The 17790-nt window shown below is 59.9% G+C and carries 11 protein-coding genes; 5 read left to right on the top strand and 6 right to left on the bottom strand.

Annotated features, from left to right (window positions below; genetic code table 11):
• Positions 1-18: 18 nt before the first annotated feature.
• Positions 19-318, bottom strand: coding sequence for a BolA family protein (locus PMI37_RS08070; protein ID WP_008079766.1), 300 nt, complete (start codon positions 316-318; stop codon positions 19-21).
• 12 nt (positions 319-330) lie between these two features.
• Complete coding sequence (locus PMI37_RS08065) at positions 331-852, bottom strand: DUF2059 domain-containing protein (RefSeq protein WP_008079765.1); 522 nt, start codon at positions 850-852, stop codon at positions 331-333.
• A 194-nt stretch (positions 853-1046) separates the two neighbouring features.
• Here PMI37_RS08065 and PMI37_RS08060 point away from each other — a divergent pair, with 194 nt between their 5' ends.
• A complete protein-coding gene (locus PMI37_RS08060) occupies positions 1047-2441 on the top strand; it encodes a class II fumarate hydratase (protein ID WP_008079761.1) in 1395 nt (464 codons plus the stop codon).
• A 79-nt stretch (positions 2442-2520) separates the two neighbouring features.
• On the opposite strand, the gene PMI37_RS08055 is transcribed toward PMI37_RS08060, so the two are convergent.
• A complete protein-coding gene (locus PMI37_RS08055; RefSeq protein ID WP_008079759.1) occupies positions 2521-3474 on the bottom strand; it encodes a DMT family transporter in 954 nt (317 codons plus the stop codon).
• A gap of 210 nt (positions 3475-3684) precedes the next feature.
• Between PMI37_RS08055 and PMI37_RS08050 the strand changes: the two genes are divergently transcribed.
• A complete protein-coding gene (locus tag PMI37_RS08050) occupies positions 3685-3879 on the top strand; it encodes a DUF6316 family protein (RefSeq protein ID WP_008079758.1) in 195 nt (64 codons plus the stop codon).
• A gap of 135 nt (positions 3880-4014) precedes the next feature.
• On the opposite strand, the gene PMI37_RS08045 is transcribed toward PMI37_RS08050, so the two are convergent.
• Both PMI37_RS08045 and pap read right to left on the bottom strand, forming a co-directional pair.
• Positions 4015-5199 carry a thiolase family protein gene (locus PMI37_RS08045; RefSeq protein ID WP_008079757.1) on the bottom strand — a complete coding sequence of 395 codons (1185 nt, stop codon included), beginning with the start codon at positions 5197-5199 and terminating at the stop codon, positions 4015-4017.
• Positions 5200-5301: 102 nt separating this feature from the next.
• Positions 5302-6816, bottom strand: coding sequence for a polyphosphate:AMP phosphotransferase (gene pap / locus PMI37_RS08040; RefSeq protein WP_008079756.1), 1515 nt, complete (start codon positions 6814-6816; stop codon positions 5302-5304).
• Between the two features lie 227 nt (positions 6817-7043).
• On the opposite strand from pap, the gene mnmC reads away from it, so the two are divergent.
• Positions 7044-9023, top strand: coding sequence for a bifunctional tRNA (5-methylaminomethyl-2-thiouridine)(34)-methyltransferase MnmD/FAD-dependent 5-carboxymethylaminomethyl-2-thiouridine(34) oxidoreductase MnmC (gene mnmC / locus PMI37_RS08035; protein ID WP_008079755.1), 1980 nt, complete (start codon positions 7044-7046; stop codon positions 9021-9023).
• Positions 9024-9026: 3 nt separating this feature from the next.
• Here the strand turns inward: mnmC and PMI37_RS08030 are convergent, their stop codons facing one another.
• Complete coding sequence (locus PMI37_RS08030; RefSeq protein WP_238552697.1) at positions 9027-13805, bottom strand: NEL-type E3 ubiquitin ligase domain-containing protein; 4779 nt, start codon at positions 13803-13805, stop codon at positions 9027-9029.
• 358 nt (positions 13806-14163) lie between these two features.
• On the opposite strand from PMI37_RS08030, the gene PMI37_RS08025 reads away from it, so the two are divergent.
• Positions 14164-15936, top strand: a complete 1773-nt coding sequence (locus PMI37_RS08025) for an N-acetylglutaminylglutamine amidotransferase (protein ID WP_008079753.1) — start codon at positions 14164-14166, stop codon at positions 15934-15936.
• A 3-nt stretch (positions 15937-15939) separates the two neighbouring features.
• Positions 15940-17685, top strand: coding sequence for an N-acetylglutaminylglutamine synthetase (ngg, locus tag PMI37_RS08020; protein WP_008079752.1), 1746 nt, complete (start codon positions 15940-15942; stop codon positions 17683-17685).
• Positions 17686-17790: the final 105 nt, after the last annotated feature.

The raw sequence follows: 17790 nt of genomic DNA, 5'->3' as shown, positions 1-17790 counted from the left end.
ATCCCGCCACATCCAAAATCAGTGTTTGCTTCCGCCGGCACAGGTCGGCGACGCCGGGGCGGCGCCGGTCTCTGCCCATTCCTGCGGGGTGTAGGTGTGCAGCGCCAACGCATGGAACTCGCCCATCAGCTCGCCGAGCGTGCCGTAGACTTTCTGGTGGCGCTTGACCCGGTTCAGGCCTTCGAACTGCGCGCTGACCACCACTGCCTTGAAGTGGGTCTGCAACCCGCGACTGTGCATGTGGCTTTCATCCAGCACTTGCAGATGCTCAGGCTGTAACAGGCCCAGCGTGGATTCGATGCGTTGTTGCATGCTCATCACGAACTCCGCTTACGGCTTTTTCTTGGCCGGAGCAGCGCCTTTCGGGGCCAGCTCGTTGGTCATGTCTTCCAGCAGCTTGTTGACTACCGGTACCGCGCTTTCCAGTTTGGCCTGGGTCATCTGGGCCGATTGCTGAGTCAGCTGCGGCATTTTTTCCAGGACTTTTTTACCCAGTGGCGACTGGTAGAACGCGACCAGATCTTTCAGCTCGGATTCGCTGAAGTTGGTGGTGTAGAGCTTGACCATGTCCGGCTTCAGCTTGTTCCAGCCAATGGCCTGGTCCAGGGCGGCGTTGGCCTTGGCCTGGTAGGTTTCCAGCGTGGCTTTCTTGGATTCCGGGGCTTTGGTCTGCTCAAAACGCTGAGCGAACATTTGCTGGACTTGCATGTACACCGGAGTGCCCAGCTTGTCAGCGTGTGCCAGGGTCAGGAAAGCTTCGGCACTGGCGTTGTGGCTGGCGGTATCGGCAAGCACCTGGCCGCTGGCGCAAACCAGTGCAACCGCGGTACAGATGGCACGAAGACGAGTCATCGAGTTTCCTTTTAAGCAAAGCGAGGTAAAACCCCAAGGGCGACCATTCTGCGCCTAAAAAACGCCGCGGCTCAACCCCCCAAGCCTTGCCGCGCTTGATTGACGGGGTTTTACCGGTCAACAATCGATTCGATGGAACCACCCGGGCCGAAGCCGGCCTAAACTGCGCAAACAGACCAACAGGAGTGTGCACGATGAGCCGTATCGAAACCGACAGCCTGGGCCAGATCGAAGTCCCGGACGACGCTTACTGGGGTGCTCAGACGCAACGCTCGCTGATCAACTTCGCCATCGGTCAGGAACGCATGCCGCTGCCGGTACTGCACGCCCTGGCGCTGATCAAGAAAGCCGCCGCCCGGGTCAACGACCGCAACGGCGACCTGCCCGCCGACATCGCCCGCCTCATCGAACAAGCCGCCGACGAAGTCCTCGACGGCCAGCACGACGACCAGTTCCCGCTGGTGGTCTGGCAGACCGGCAGCGGCACCCAAAGCAACATGAACGTCAACGAGGTGATCGCCGGTCGCGCCAACGAACTGGCCGGCAACCCGCGCGGCGGCAAGACGCCGGTGCACCCGAACGATCACGTCAACCGCTCGCAAAGCTCCAACGACTGCTTCCCCACTGCGATGAGCATCGCCACCGCGCAAGCCGTGCAGGAACAACTGCTGCCGGCGATTGCCGAGCTGTCCGGAGGTCTCGCCGAACTGGCCGCACGGCACATGAAGCTGGTGAAAACCGGGCGCACGCACATGATGGACGCGACGCCGATCACCTTCGGTCAGGAATTGTCGGGTTTTATCGCGCAGCTGGATTACGCCGAACGGGCGATCCGCGCTGCGCTGCCCGCAGTGTGTGAACTGGCGCAGGGCGGCACCGCCGTCGGCACCGGGCTGAACTCGCCGCACGGTTTCGGTGAAGCGATTGCCGCCGAACTGGCGGCGCTGTCGGGTCTGCCATTCGTCACCGCGCCGAACAAGTTCGCCGCCCTCGCCGGCCACGAACCGCTGACCAGCCTCTCCGGTGCGCTGAAAACCCTCGCCGTGGCGCTGATGAAAATCGCCAACGACTTGCGTCTGCTTGGCTCCGGCCCGCGCGCCGGTTTTGCCGAAGTGCGGCTGCCGGCCAACGAACCGGGCAGCTCGATCATGCCGGGCAAGGTCAACCCGACGCAGTGCGAAGCGCTGTCGATGCTCGCCTGTCAGGTCCTGGGCAACGACGTGACGATCGGCATTGCCGCCAGTCAAGGTCACTTGCAGTTGAACGTGTACAAACCGGTGATCATCCACAACCTGCTGCAATCGATTCGCCTGCTCGGCGATGGCTGCAGCAACTTCCAGCAGCACTGCATCGCCGGGCTTGAGCCGGACGCTGAAGTCATGGCGCGACATCTGGAGCGTGGGTTGATGCTGGTGACGGCGTTGAATCCGCACATCGGTTATGACAAATCCGCCGAAATCGCCAAAAAGGCTTACAGCGAGGGGCTGACCTTGCGTGAGGCGGCGTTGGCGCTGGGCTATCTGACCGATGAAGAGTTTGATGCGTGGGTGCGGCCGGAGAATATGATTGAGGCTGGGGCCAAGGGCTAAACAACAAAAGATCGCAGACTGCGGCAGCTCCTACACAGGTCTCATGTAGGAGCTGCCGCAGGCTGCGATCTTTTGATCTTCAGGCCATACGCATGCGCCGCGCCTTGAGCCCGGCAATCAATGATGGCCCCAACGCCACCAGCGCCGACCCCAACACCACCAACACCGCCCCGCCATACCCCAGCGCGTTGATCTGCTCGGCATGCACGTATTCCGGCCAGACTCCCGCCGCAATCGCCACCGCACCAAACGTCACCAACGGCGTAATCGCCAACGTCGCACTGACCCGCGATGCCTCCCAGTGCGCCAGCGCTTCGGCAAACGCGCCATAGGCAATCAACGTATTCATGCAGCACGCCAGCAGCAACCAGCCTTGCAACGGGCTCAGTTCCAGCGCCTCGAGCGGATGCACCCACGGCGTCAGCAACAACGCGCAGAACAGGTAGATCACCATCATCACCTGCAACGAATTCCACACCGTCAGCAATTGCTTCTGGCCCAACGCGTAAAACGTCCAGACCGTCGATGCCAACAGCACCAGCAACACCCCGGCGGTGTAATCCGACAACGAGGTCAGCAATTCCGCCAAACGCTGATTGAAGAACAGCACAAAACCGATCAGCAGCACCAATAACCCGATGCCCTGGCCAATGCTGAAGCGCTCCTTGAACACAAACAGACTGGCGATAAGCAACATGATCGGGCCCATCTGCACCACCAGTTGCGCGGTGCCGGGGCTGAGCAAATTAAGGCCCATGAGATAAAGCACATAGTTGCCGACCAGGCCAAGCACCGCCATCAGCACCAGCCAGCCGCCCTTGGGCCCCAGCACTTTACGACTCGGCAGGCGTTTGACCGCGGCCAGATAAATGAACAAGCAGCTGCCGGACACCATCAAGCGAAACCAGGTTACGGTGATCGGGTCCATCACCAGCAACACCTGTTTGAGCTTGATCGGCAGGATGCCCCACAGAAATGCAGTCAGCAGCGCCAGGAACAATCCGTAGACCCAGCGACCGGATGAAATGTGCATGTGAACCCCAAAACCTGCTGACGAGTGCGCTCATTCTAGGCGTGCCGCCGGGCGCGACACAGGGACAGTTGGGGCCAGGACGCGAATGAAACTGTGCAGGTCGCAGCATTAAATTGACGCGCTGCCGTTGATCGGCTGGCCGCGCGGGTTAAGTGCTTCAGGCATAAGCTGATTGGATCCGTTCCAGCGCAACAGCCAAGGAGACCGATCATGTTAGGAATGCGCGCCCACGACAGCGCCCCCGCCACGCACTTTCGCAGCGACCGCGTGTGTCGGGTCAATGGCGAACTGTTTTTCAGCACTCGGGAAAACACCCTTGAGGGGCCGTTTGAGAGTGCCGAGCAAATTTCGAAGGAAATTCAGGCTTACATTGCGCGGATGCAAGGTCTGGATTCGAAACGTTAGGCGGTGGTGATCCAATCGCTGGCAAGCCAGCTCCCACAGGATTGCTGGCTTACACAAATTGTGTGAACTCTACAAAACCTGTGGGAGCTGGCTTGCCAGCGATGACGATTTCACAAGCGATAAATAACGCTCGATTTAGCGCACCGCCTCAAACAAACCGGTCGCACCCATCCCGCCCCCCACACACATGGTGACGATGCCGTAACGCAAATTACGCCGTTGCAACTCACGCACCAGATGCCCGACCTGCCGCGACCCGGTCATGCCGAACGGGTGACCAATCGAAATCGAGCCACCATTGACGTTGTACTTGTCGTTATCGATCTCCAGCCGATCACGGCTGTACAGGCACTGCGAAGCAAACGCCTCGTTCAGTTCCCACAGATCAATGTCCGCTACCTGCAAACCTTTCGCCTTGAGCAATTTCGGTACCGAGAACACCGGGCCAATGCCCATCTCGTCCGGCTCGCAGCCGGCCACGGTAAAGCCACGGAAAAAGGCTTTCGGCTTCAGGCCCAATTCCAGCGCTTTTTCCAGGCTCATCACCAGCGTCATCGACGCACCGTCGGACAGTTGCGACGAGTTGCCCGCCGTCACCGAACCGTCTTCAGCGAACACCGGTTTCAACCCGGCGAGGCTTTCATACGTGGTGTCCGGACGGTTGCAGTCATCGCGATCAACTACGCCATCGAGAATCTGCACCTCGCCAGTGTTCTTGTCTTCAACGCGATACTTCACCGCCATCGGCACAATTTCATCGTCGAACAACCCGGCCGCCTGCGCTTGCGCAGTGCGGATCTGGCTCTGCAACGCGTAGCGATCCTGCGCCTCACGGCTGACGCCATAACGCCGCGCGACCACTTCGGCAGTCTGCCCCATCGTGTAATAGATGCCCGGCGTCTGTTGTTTGAGCAGCGGGTTGATCAGGTGATCGGTGTTGACGCTTTTCATCGTCAGGCTGATCGACTCGACACCGCCGGCGACGATGATGTCGCTGCAACCCGAGGCAATCTGGTTGGCGGCAATCGCAATCGCCTGCAAGCCAGACGAGCAGAACCGATTGAGGGTCATGCCGGCCGTGCCAGTGCCCAGACGCGAGAGCACCGCGACGTTGCGGCCGATGTTGTAACCCTGGGCGCCCTCGTTGGAACCGGCGCCAACGATGCAATCCTCGACGCTGGCCGGGTCGATGTCATTGCGCGTGAGCAGCGCGTTGACGCAGTGAGCCGCCATGTCATCGGGGCGGGTCTGGTTGAACTTGCCGCGAAAGGATTTGGCCAGGCCAGTCCGCACGCTGTCGACGATCACCACTTCACGCATGGCATACCTCATTGTTGTGGTCGGTTGAGAGTGGACCGAGCATAAGTCCACCCGATTGCCGACCGCGACAATCATTCACCCCGCGTATGCGCGGCCATCGCCTCAGTCCTTGTGCTTCTTGGCATGCTTGTCGGATTTTTCGAAAGCGTCTTCCAGCGCGCGGTTGATCGTGCGCAGCACTTTGACCCGCGCCCAGCGCTTGTCATTGGCTTCGACCAGTGTCCACGGGGCGATTTCGGAGCTGGTGCGATCAACCATATCGCCGACGGCGGCGCGATAGGCATCCCACTTGTCGCGGTTGCGCCAGTCATCTTCGGTGATCTTGAAGCGCTTGAACGGGATCTCTTCGCGCTCCTGGAAGCGCTCCATCTGCGTGTCCTTGTCGATCGCCAGCCAGAACTTGACGACAATCACCCCGGCATCGGCCAGTTGCTCTTCGAAGTCGTTTATTTCGCCGTAGGCGCGCAGCCAGTCGGCGGGCGTGCAGAAGCCCTCGATCCGCTCCACCAGCACGCGGCCGTACCACGAGCGGTCGAACACGGTGAACTTGCCGCGCGCCGGAATGTGCCGCCAGAACCGCCACAAGTACGGCTGCGCACGTTCCTCTTCAGTCGGCGCGGCAATCGGCACGATGTTGTACTGACGCGGGTCGAGCGCCGCCGCGACCCGACGGATCGCCCCGCCCTTGCCCGCCGCATCGTTGCCTTCGAACACCGCGACCAGTGCATGGCGACGCATGCGCTTGTCGCGCATCAAGCCCGAGAGCCGCGCCTGTTCGGTGATCAATTGTTCTTCGTAATCTTTCTTGTCGAGGCGCTGGGTCAGGTCAAGGCTGTCGAGCAAATTCAATTGATCGACCGGCGTGCCCAGCGGCGCGGCGCTGACATCGTGAGGATGCACGTCCGGACGTTTCAACGCATTTTGCAGACCTTCGAGAAGAATCTTGCCGACGGCCAGACTGCGGTAGTTCGCATCCATACCTTCGATGACGTGCCACGGCGCATAGTCGCGACTGGTGCGGCGCAGCACGCGCTCGCCGTATTTGACGAATTTGTCGTAGGTCTCCGATTGCTGCCAGTCGAGCGGGCTGATGCGCCAACTGTGCAGCGGATCGTCGGCCAACGCTTTGAGTCGCGCCTTCATCTGCTTCTTCGACAGGTGAAACCAGAATTTGAAGATCAACGCGCCTTCGTCACAGAGCATCTTTTCCAGACGCTCGGCTCCGGCAATGGCCTGATCCAGACGCGGGTCCTTGAACAAGCCGTGCACCCGCCCCTGGAGCATCTGGCTGTACCAGTTGCCGAAGAAAATCCCCATCCGCCCTTTGGCCGGGAGCATCCGCCAGTAACGCCAGGCCGGTGGCCGTGCGAGTTCTTCATCGGTCTGCTGATCGAAGGTGCGCACTTCGATCAGGCGCGGATCCATCCACTCGTTGAGCAACTTGACCGTCTCACCCTTGCCCGCACCTTCGATGCCGTTGATCAAAATGATCACCGGGAAACGTTTTTGCTGCTGCAACTCGAACTGGGCTTCCAGCAGCGCTTCGCGCAATGCCGGGACGGCGGCCTCGTAGGTGTCTTTGTCGATGGCGTGACCGATTTCAGCGGATTCAAACATTGGACGGCTCCTTCCAGGGTTCAGCAAGACTAGCGGATGATGACAACCTCTGAACAGATCGCAGCCTGCGGCAGCTCCTACACTGGAATGCAATCCACCCTGTAGGAGCTGCCGAAGGCTGCGATCTTTTGACATTTTCCATGGCCCCCTGGATCAGACATTGCCATGGATCAAGCACCCCTCGCCCGATCGGCTAGAATGGCCGCCTTGTCGTTGCCGAGCCTGCCATGAAACCCGTATTGCCCCACGCCCAACTCGATTGGGATGACCAGGGACGCCCGCGTTCGCGAGTGTTTGATGACGTGTATTTTTCCGACAAATCCGGTCTGGATGAAACCCGTTATGTGTTCCTCGAACAAAACCGCTTGGCCGAGCGTTTTGCTGCGCTGGGGGCCGGTGGGCGACTGGTCATCGGCGAAACCGGTTTTGGCACCGGGCTGAATTTTCTCTGTGCCTGGCAATTGTTCGAGCAACACGCCGTGGCCGGTGCGCGGCTGCATTTTGTCAGTGTCGAAAAATACCCGCTGAGCCCGGCCGATCTGCAACGGGCATTGGCCTTGTGGCCAGAACTCAAGCCGCTGGCCGACCAGTTGCTACGCCATTACGTTGCGATCCATCAAGGTTTTCAGCGCATCACATTGGCCGACGGTCGCGTGACGCTGACCCTGCTGATCGGCGATGCGCTGGAGCAACTGCCGCAACTCGATGCACAGATTGACGCATGGTTTCTCGACGGCTTCGCTCCGGCGAAAAACCCCGACATGTGGACCGCCGAACTGTTCGTCGAACTGGCGCGACTGGCGGCACCCGGCTCGACCATCAGCACCTTCACCAGTACCGGCTGGGTGCGACGCTTGCTCAACGCCGCCGGGTTCAAGATGAAGCGCACGCCGGGCATTGGCCACAAATGGGAAATACTGCGCGGCGAGTTTCTCGGCTGGCCGTCAGAGGTTGCACCGCCCGCCGCGGAAAAACCCTGGTTCGCCCGCCCTGCCCCAGTGGCAGGCGAACGTCGTGCGCTGGTAATCGGCGCCGGACTGGCCGGTTGCGCCACCGCTTCCAGCCTCGCCGCGCGCGGTTGGCAAGTGAGCTTGCTGGAGCGCCACGATGGCGTGGCGCAAGAAGCCTCGGGCAATCCGCAGGGCGTGCTGTATCTGAAGCTCTCCGCCCACGGCACCGCGTTATCGCAATTGATCGTCAGCGGTTTCGGCTACACCCGTCGCTTGCTGGAAACCCTGCAACGCGGCACCGATTGGGACGATTGCGGCGTTCTGCAACTGGCGTTCAATGTCAAGGAAGCCGAGCGCCATGCGCAATTGGCCGCAGCCTTCCCCGAGGATTTACTGCAATGGCTCGACCAGCCCGAAGCGCAACACCGCGCCGGCATCGCTTTGGCCCACGGCGGTTTGTACTATCCCGAGGGCGGCTGGGTGCATCCACCGGCGCTGTGTCAGGCGCAAGCCGCGCAGCCGAACATCGAACTGTTCAGCCATCGTGACGTACTGGAACTGCGCAAAGTCGACGATCAGTGGCAAGCCTTCGACGGTGACCGCTTACTGGCCAGCGCACCGGTCGTGGTGCTGGCCGGCGCCGCCGAGATCAAACGTTTTGCGCAAAGTGCCGAGCTGCCGCTCAAGCGCATTCGCGGACAAATTACTCGACTTGCCGAGACCGCAGAAAGCCGAGCGCTGACCACCGTGGTCTGCGCCGAAGGCTACGTCGCCCCGGCACGTTTGGGCGAACATACCCTCGGTGCGAGCTTCGATTTCAACAGCGATGACCTGACCCCGACCATCGCCGAACACCAAGGCAATCTGGCGATGCTCGAAGAAATCTCCAGCGACCTCGTGTCGCGTCTGCACATCAGCGCACAGCCTGTCGAAAACCTTCAGGGCCGCGCTGCCTTCCGCTGCACCAGCCCTGACTATTTGCCGATCGTCGGCCCCCTCGCCGACCGCGAAGCGTTCGATCAGGTATACGCCACGTTAGCCAAAGATGCCCGCCAGGTTCCGGACGTGGCCTGCTCGTGGCTTGACGGGCTCTACGTCAACAGCGGCCACGGTTCTCGCGGTCTGATCACCGCACCGCTGTCGGGTGAATTGCTCGCCGCCTGGCTCGACAACGAACCGTTGCCGCTGCCGCGAAGTGTCGCCGAGGCATGCCACCCCAATCGCTTTGCGTTGCGCCGTCTGATTCGCGGCAAGTAGCTCTTACCCTTGGGGCATGGCGCAGATCCCCAGATTAACCAGACGTATCGCATCGTCGGTCAGGCGTGTCAGCACAGCTTCCTCAGCCAGTTCGCGCTGGAACTTGATCGCATCCATCTGACTGAGATAATCCGCGGAACTGAGTGTGCTCGCCTGCCCGAACACGGCATCCAGTTGCGGTGAAAAAATCTCGTCAATACTGGTGAACTGGCGGCTGAACGTGCGTTTGAGGTAATCACACCAGAATGGCTGGCGCTGCAGAAACGTCATCCACTGCGCTGAAGCTTCAGCCGCAACGATCCTGTTCTTCGCGATGTCCAGATCGGCAGGGGTCACACCGCCCAGTAGTGCATAACGCATGAACCGCGGCTGGCCCGGCAAATCCAGGTCATCGGCGAGGCCGGTGCGATACGCGAGGTTGACCTCCAAAGGATCGGCGGTCGGATTCTTGTCAGCATGTTCTTGAGCGATCTGGTTCAACTGATCCAGGCGAAACAGACCACGGCCGAGTTTGATCAGGGGTTTGGCACCATTTACCCGACCTTCAGCAGGGTTGATCACCCTGTCGACTTCAACGGCGATTTCCAGATGACTGAAGTTTATTGCCGCACTGTCCGTACAGTTGATCGGATTGGCCGCCAGATCGAGGATCTGTTCGTACAACGGCGCTCGCTGCTCCGCCGCTTCGAGTACCGCCCAGACCCGTCGATGCATGTCTTGGGTCGCTTTCTCGGAATCGGCGGTATGACTGAGTTCCGCCAGCAGATGGAATAATCCTTCGGCCCTCGGATCATCTTTGAATGCCATCCAGATTCGGTTACGACGATTCCAGTCCTCCCCCGCGCCGTCAGTGAACCAGAGCGATCGCGCCTGGTTTTCGTCGAGACGGGCATTATCGTTATCCAGATAGCCCATGCCGACGCCGATGTTTTCCCGGTAATTCGACAGGTGCGTGTTGCTGACATCGGACAGTGGATTGAATCGCAGGTTAAGTGCCTCACTGAAACGTCGCGGGGTTTTGAAGAGCCAATCCGGCAATACCTTAATTTCGTTGTTGCGCAAATCCACCCAATCCAGATTCGGCAAACGTGCCAGACCGTTGGGCAACTCCGTAGCACCGGTCTCGCGCAGTGCCAGAGAGCGCAATTTCAACATATGGCTGACATCCGGGGTTGCCCCCAGCGGATTGCCGCTCAGGTTCAAACTGTGAAGCGTGCGCAACTGGCTCAGTTTCAGCAGCGTCTGCTCGGTCAGCTTGATCTGGTTACCCGCCAGGCTCAACCGGCCAAGATCAGGCATGAACGAGAGAATTTCCGGCAGCCGAGTGAGCTTGTTGCGATCAAGCTCCAGGGATTCAACTTGCTTGAACGAGCGGAGGAAATACGCGATATCGTCCCCTTGCTCCATGTTCCTCAACGACAATCGCTTGATGTGGTCGAACTTCAGACCAGGTGGCAGAGTGGGCAGTTTGCCGACTCGCATGCCGTCCAGATTCAACGTACAAACGGGTTGACCATTGACGTCTCTGACCCATAAAAGTCGCCGAAAACTGTCCTCGATCAGTTCAGCGGTGGCTTTGCGACTACGACGCACCTCTTGCCAATCCCCGCCGAGCGCCCTTATCGCAGGCTCGTCCTCGCTCCAGAGTTGCAGTGCATCGCGCAGGCTTTGCAGATCCTCACGCAACGCCTTTACACCGGTTGCCCGGGTCAGCGGGTCATTGCCCAGTTGATCGATCAATTGGCTGGCCTGGGCTTCGCTGTAGCTGGGGAAAAGCCTCAAGACTTTGCGCAGCAATGCTCGCGGATGAGTCGTTGTCATCACCTGATCGGCCTGCACACAAGCCGGCTCGAAAACAACCGGCTCAGACTTGCCGGTGATCAACATACGCGCAGTCACCTCGCGCTCGTCCAGTGCAGTTTCAAGCAGTTTGTTGCGTAGCCGAGCCCCATCAACAGGCACCGGGTCGGGGAATCCGGCGGCGGCACGTTGCGCAGGAGCCAGCGCCTTGAGAATGGCGTGATAGAGATCGTCAGCCCCCGCTTCAACCCGTCCCAGCGATTTGCTGTCGCCGTCAAACACCTCATACCCGCCATTGGATTTAACCAAAGTGCGGGTATTCAACGGCGTCGCCGGCTCAATACCAATCGCATCCAGCAAAGACCCGTTCAGGGTTTTTTCTCGTAACTCAAGCCGCAGCTGCGCATCCCAGCCGCTCAAATGAGGCAGTAACTGTATGGCCAGCTTTTCAGTGTCCGGATTGGCCATTGCCGGCAAATGAAGCCCGATCAGCGCACGATCAACACGTACCTGATGGGTCGCGGCCCTGACCTTCTGCGCCAGACCGACAGGCACTCGACCGCTGGAAAGCAGATGCACACGCTCGACACTCGGCGCTTGATCGATAAGACGCTGCGCATGGCGCGCCGGCAGCTCGACAAACGTATTGCGCAGCTTCTGCACATCGTCAGCCTCGATCCGGTCATAGCGTTCATACATTCGCTGGACCACCGCCGGACGATCAGCCTTGAGCCATGAGCCGAGTGTTTTAGCGAGAATCTCGCGTTCGTTCTGACGACCGGGATTGCCCCCCAGCAAGGCATCGACTTCCTTCTGATACAAACCATCGATCACCGTTTGCAGCAATTGGCCTTCGGCCAATTGATCTTCAGTGATCACCACACTGAGACGATCGTCGCGCACCGCAGTGAGAGGATAGGTTGCGGTGACTTCGCCCGCGGCATCGGTGACCGCGATGTAACGGTCTGTGGGCCAGCCGGGCAGCTTCGACAACGCACGCAACTGTTCATGCACAGGTTGCCCTGAGTGGGTTTCGCCCCGCTCAAGCTCGGCGATGAGCACGCGTAACCGTCGCTCCGTACGCAGTCGCTCCACGCTGTCGCGCAGCCGGGATGACAGCGGCAGATTGTCGTGCAAGGCACGCTGCAACGCTTCGTAGCGGTCGCCGCTGATCCTGCGCATCATGTCCAGTTCGGCATCGGTAAAATCACACAGCTGTGGATCGATGCGTTTGAGGGTATACGCCGCGCTGCGCCACTGTTCTGTGTCTTCGGCCGGAGTGCGCCAGCCACCTTCGACGTGACGTTCAAGTACAGGGGAGAACGCTTCAGGGCGCCCGGGATGTTGCAGACGCCAGCTACGCGCTGCCGAATCGGTAGTGCCCGCAAGGATTCGGTGCCCGACCCGACCGTAAAACCTGCTGCCGATTTGATGAAGGTCTTCGGCACCGTCGGCCAGCGTGAATCCGCGCGGAAGGTCATGCTCGTAAGGGCTTAAATCTGGCTTCCACAGGCGCGGTTTGCCGGCTTGATTGTAAATCGCGGTGAACTGGCCAAAGAACGTCGGGTGGGAGCGCACCAGATGGCGTCCGAGCGTGCCAACGACTTTCTGGCCCCCCGCGAGCACGCCCATCAGTGCGATGTTTTCCACGACGCCGAGCAGGTGTGACAGCGCTTCCTGCTGGTCGCCCCGCTGCCAGTCCTCGACGCCTTCATACACCTCGCCAAGCAATTGCCCTACCGCAACACCCATCATCAGTTGGCCGAGAACCGGTACAAAGAGTCCTGCTACGGAGGCAACGCTGACACCGAGCTGGAGAAAGTCCAGCAGACGTTTGCGGCGTGCATCGTCATCAATATCGGCGGTCGGCACCGCCAGTTTGCGTGCATCAACCTGCATTTTGCCCACGTGACTTTGCACCATGAACTCGAACAACGGCACCGTGATCGGCAATGACCTGATGGATTCCAGCTCGGCGGAATCGGCAACAGCCTTGAAAAAATCTGCCTTGTCATCTTCATCAATGCTGTTGGCGAAGTAATCCTTGTAGCGCCGATCCTTCAACTTTTGCGTCAGGTACTGTTTGAACGCATTGAAACTCGGGTACTCGTACAACGCGCGCTCGGGCTCTCCCGCCATATACACCAGGCACGGTTCCTGAGGATGCGTTTCGAACGAATGGGCGCAAAACACCACGACACCCCAGACGCAGCTGTTGAAAATCTCCAGGCCTTGCATCATCAGTGTCTGGTCGTTGTAGTGCAGCGTCGCTGCCGACGCCACACCCTCGGCGTCAATCAGCCGTTGCACGGTCTGCAAACCGGCAGGTGAGATGTGATGCCTGATCGCGGCAAGGTGGGTGTCCATTTGCAACAACAGCTTTTTCATTTTCGCCATGTCGCGAATCATGGTGTTGCGTACCACGACCTTGCCGTCAGCCCCCAAAAGACCGAAGACCTGCTGAAAATGCGCCTGGTAGCGTTTGCCAAGGTCCAGCTCTCGGCATAGTCCGGCAAAGGCCGCCACGGTCAAACCGCTGACGCCAGCCGTGGCGCTGTGCACGACAACCTGACCGCCGACAGGAAAATCACCTGTGGCTTCCTCAGCGGTGAAGTTCTGCATTGCCGCTTGTAACAGTGTCTGCGTGGCAGCCGGAAAGGTTTGTACGCCGTTTTCGTCCGTCGATAGGGGCTCGCAACCGCAATCGGCACCCGGCAAGCTCAGGAAATCTTTTTCTACGTCGAAATTCACTGGCCACTTGTGGCGCAGCGCGAGGTTCAGCTCATCGATACAAAAGGTGTGCAACGGCTTGAGCGTGTCCAGCTCCCTCTGGACTGTCAGTTGAATGGCGTGCAACTCCCGGGTGGTTCGATCAATCGCCGCGAGTTGGATGGCTGAACATTTCAGCAAAAAAGCAGGCAGGCTTTTTTGCAAGGCTTCGGCGCTGTCGAGATCGCCAGTGGCGTCAAGCAACGTGTTCAAAGTCAAATCCGGAGACTGCGTTTTTATTTCTGTGGTCGGCATCTGCAATAGTCCTTTATTGCGAGGTTCGAACGTCGACCATATCAACACCGAGGAAGAATAAAAAACCTAAAAAAACGCCTGAAATCCAGCTGATTCAACAGTTTTTTGCACCGATAAAATATCTATATACCGCCATTCGATTTCAATCAGCTGTTAAGTGAGATGAGGCAAGTCGCGTCATTGCGCAGGGTCGAATCCACGCGCTTATAACTCATCGTTCTAAAACTCCCACCACCGCACCGGGTCAGTTTCTGAGTACCGGCCATTTGGCCGCTGAAGAAACACCCTCCCCAACGGAAAAACCGGTAAGGACTTTATGTGCGGATTAGCTGGCGAGTTACGTTTTGATCAACAACCTGCAGACCTTGCAGCCATCGAGCGAATCACCCATCACCTGGCGCCTCGCGGCCCTGATGCGTGGGGCTTCCATGCCCAAGGGCCGATTGCCCTGGGCCATCGTCGCCTGAAAATCATGGACCTGTCGGACGGCTCGGCGCAGCCGATGATCGACAGTCAACTCGGCCTGTCGCTGGCCTTCAACGGCGCGATCTACAATTTTCCGGAATTGCGCGCTGAGCTCGAAGCGCTGGGTTATGCCTTCTATTCCGGTGGCGACACCGAAGTGCTGCTCAAGGGCTACCACGCCTGGGGCGAAGCGCTGCTGCCGAAACTCAACGGCATGTTCGCGTTTGCCATTTGGGAGCGCGACGCCAAGCGCCTGTTCATCGCCCGTGACCGTCTCGGCGTGAAGCCGCTGTACCTGTCGCGCACCGGCCAGCGTTTGCGTTTTGCCTCGGCCCTGCCGGCGCTGCTCAAGGGCGGCGACATCAACCCGATTCTCGATCCGGTGGCGCTTAATCACTACCTGAATTTCCATGCCGTGGTCCCTGCGCCACGCACCCTGCTGGCTGGCGTTGAAAAGCTGCCACCAGCGACCTGGATGCGTGTTGAAGCCGACGGCACCACCGAGCAGAAAACCTGGTGGACGCTGCCTTACGGCCCACACGACGACGAGAAAAATTTGACGCTGGAAGACTGGGTCGACCGCGTGCTCGACAGCACTCGCGAAGCGGTAGCGATTCGTCAACGTGCCGCCGTCGATGTCGGCGTGCTGCTGTCCGGCGGTGTCGATTCGAGCATGTTGGTCGGTCTGTTGCGTGAAGTCGGCGTTGAGAATCTGTCGACCTTTTCCATCGGCTTCCAGGATGCCGGCGGCGAGCGCGGCGACGAGTTCCAGTATTCCGATCTGATCGCCAAGCACTACGGCACGCAGCACCATCAACTGCGCATCGACGAGAAAGAGATCATCGAGCAACTGCCCGCCGCGTTCCGCGCGATGAGCGAACCGATGGTCAGCCATGACTGCATCGCGTTCTATCTGCTGTCGCGCGAAGTGGCCAAGCACTGCAAGGTGGTACAGAGTGGCCAGGGCGCGGACGAGCTGTTCGCCGGTTATCACTGGTACCCGCAAGTCGATGGCGCGGCCGATCCTTATGCGGCCTATCGCAACGCGTTCTTCGACCGCAGCTACGACGATTATGCCGCCACCGTACAACCGAAATGGCTGACTGCAAATGACGCCGCCGGCGACTTCGTCAAAGAACATTTCGCACAGCCCGGCGCTGATGCGGCAGTCGACAAAGCCTTGCGTCTGGACAGCACGGTGATGCTGGTCGACGATCCGGTCAAACGCGTCGACAACATGACCATGGCCTGGGGCCTGGAAGCACGAACGCCGTTTCTCGACTATCGACTGGTTGAACTGTCGGCCCGTGTCCCAGGCAAATTCAAGCTGCCCGATGGCGGCAAGCAGGTGCTGAAAGAAGCCGCGCGCCGGGTCATTCCAAGTGAAGTGATCGACCGTAAAAAAGGCTACTTCCCGGTGCCTGGCCTCAAGCATTTGCAAGGCGACACGCTGAACTGGGTGCGCGAACTGCTGCTCGATCCGAGTCAGGATCGCGGCCTGTTCAACCCGGCCATGCTCGACAAACTGCTGACTGATCCGCAAGGCCAACTGACGCCATTGCGCGGCTCGAAACTGTGGCAACTGGCGGCCCTGAACCTGTGGCTCAGTGAACAAGGAATCTGATCGATGAAACCCCACGCCACGGCCATCAACCAACGCCTGATTCGCGGTCAGACACCGTCCTACGAACGCTTGCAGGCACGGCTGGCCGAAGATGGCAGCACCCTGGCGGCCGACCCCATTGCAGTGCATTGCGGCTGGGGCCGGTTGCTGATCGGCCACACCTTTCCCGACCCGGCATCGCTGGCTCGCGAGTTGCTCAATGAGCAACCCGGCGAGCGCGACATTGCCTTGTACGTCGCCGCGCCGCAGCAGATTCTCGGCCTGGAACCGACGCAGCTGTTTCTCGACCCATCCGACACGCTGCGCCTGTGGTTCAGCGATTATCGCCAGGCCACTCGCGTGTTCCGCGGCTTCCGTATCCGCCGTGCGCAGAGCGAGGCGGACTGGCAGGCGATCAACCTGCTGTATTCGGCACGCGGCATGTTGCCGATCGATGCCACGCTGCTCACCCCGCACCATCAGGGCGGCCCGGTGTATTGGCTGGCGGAGGATGAGGACAGCGGCGCGGTGATTGGCAGCGTCATGGGCCTGAACCATCACAAGGCGTTCAACGACCCGGAAAACGGCAGCAGCCTGTGGTGCCTGGCGGTTGATCCGCAATGCTCGCGGCCGGGTGTTGGCGAAGTGCTGGTGCGACATCTGATCGAGCACTTCATGAGTCGCGGTTTGAGCTATCTGGATCTATCGGTGTTGCACGACAACCGTCAGGCAAAAAGCCTCTACGCCAAGCTCGGTTTCCGCAACCTGTCGACCTTCGCGATCAAGCGCAAGAACGGTATCAACCAGCCGCTGTTTCTTGGCCCCGGCCCGGAGGCGCAGTTCAATCCGTACGCGCGGATCATCGTTGAAGAAGCGCATCGGCGCGGCATTGATGTGCAGGTCGACGATGCCGATGCCGGGTTGTTCACCCTCAGCCATGGCGGCCGTCGCGTGCGCTGCCGCGAATCGCTGAGCGACCTGACCAGCGCGATCAGCATGAGCCTGTGTCAGGACAAAAGCCTGACGCACAAGGTGCTGAAAGCGGCCGGTCTGAATCTGCCGTCTCAGCAATTGGCGGGCAATGCCGACGACAATCTGGCCTTTCTCGATGAGCATCAACGGGTGGTGGTCAAGCCGCTCGACGGTGAACAGGGCCAGGGCGTTGCGGTGGATCTGCAGACCATCGAAGAGCTGCAGCAGGCCATCGAAGCGGCCAAGCAGTTCGACAGCCGCGTGCTGTTGGAGAGTTTCCACGAAGGCCTTGATCTGCGAATTCTGGTGATCGGTTTTGAAGTGGTCGCGGCGGCGATTCGCAAACCGGCGGAAGTGGTCGGCGATGGTCAGCATTCGATCGGTGCGTTGATCGAGGCGCAAAGTCGGCGTCGCCAGGCGGCCACCAGTGGCGAGAGCAAGATTCCGCTGGATCACGAAACCCAGCGCACCTTGCATGCCGCCGGGTATGACTACAGCAGTGTTTTGCCGGCCGGCGAGCATCTGTTCGTGCGGCGTACGGCGAATCTGCACACCGGCGGCACGCTGGAAGACGTCACGGCGATTCTGCATCCGACACTGGTCGACGCGGCGGTGCGTGCGGCGCGCGCGCTGGACATTCCGATGGTCGGGCTCGACTTGATGGTGCCAGCGGCGGATCAGCCGGAGTACGTGTTTATCGAGGCCAACGAACGCGCCGGGCTGGCCAACCATGAGCCGCAGCCGACGGCGGAGCGGTTTGTCGATTTGTTGTTTCCACACAGCCAGCCGGCCATTTAACCCCTTCCTGATCGTTCCCACGCTCTGCGTGGGAACGCCTCACCGGACGCTCCGCGTCCATTTGGGACGCAGAGCGTCCCGGGCTGCATTCCCACGCAGAGCGTG

The sequence above is a fragment of the Pseudomonas sp. GM80 genome, from assembly GCF_000282515.1.
Taxonomy (GTDB): Bacteria; Pseudomonadota; Gammaproteobacteria; order Pseudomonadales; family Pseudomonadaceae; genus Aquipseudomonas.
The sequence above is the reverse complement of the archived record's forward strand: the minus strand, read 5'-3'. Positions and strand labels throughout refer to the sequence as shown.

Coding starts and splice junctions, on each gene's coding strand:
- PMI37_RS08070 (WP_008079766.1), bottom strand. CDS start 318: ATGAGCATGCAACAACGCATCGAATCCACGCTGGGCCTGTTACAGCCT.
- PMI37_RS08065 (WP_008079765.1), bottom strand. CDS start 852: ATGACTCGTCTTCGTGCCATCTGTACCGCGGTTGCACTGGTTTGCGCC.
- PMI37_RS08060 (WP_008079761.1), top strand. CDS start 1,047: ATGAGCCGTATCGAAACCGACAGCCTGGGCCAGATCGAAGTCCCGGAC.
- PMI37_RS08055 (WP_008079759.1), bottom strand. CDS start 3,474: ATGCACATTTCATCCGGTCGCTGGGTCTACGGATTGTTCCTGGCGCTG.
- PMI37_RS08050 (WP_008079758.1), top strand. CDS start 3,685: ATGTTAGGAATGCGCGCCCACGACAGCGCCCCCGCCACGCACTTTCGC.
- PMI37_RS08045 (WP_008079757.1), bottom strand. CDS start 5,199: ATGCGTGAAGTGGTGATCGTCGACAGCGTGCGGACTGGCCTGGCCAAA.
- pap (WP_008079756.1), bottom strand. CDS start 6,816: ATGTTTGAATCCGCTGAAATCGGTCACGCCATCGACAAAGACACCTAC.
- mnmC (WP_008079755.1), top strand. CDS start 7,044: ATGAAACCCGTATTGCCCCACGCCCAACTCGATTGGGATGACCAGGGA.
- PMI37_RS08025 (WP_008079753.1), top strand. CDS start 14,164: ATGTGCGGATTAGCTGGCGAGTTACGTTTTGATCAACAACCTGCAGAC.
- ngg (WP_008079752.1), top strand. CDS start 15,940: ATGAAACCCCACGCCACGGCCATCAACCAACGCCTGATTCGCGGTCAG.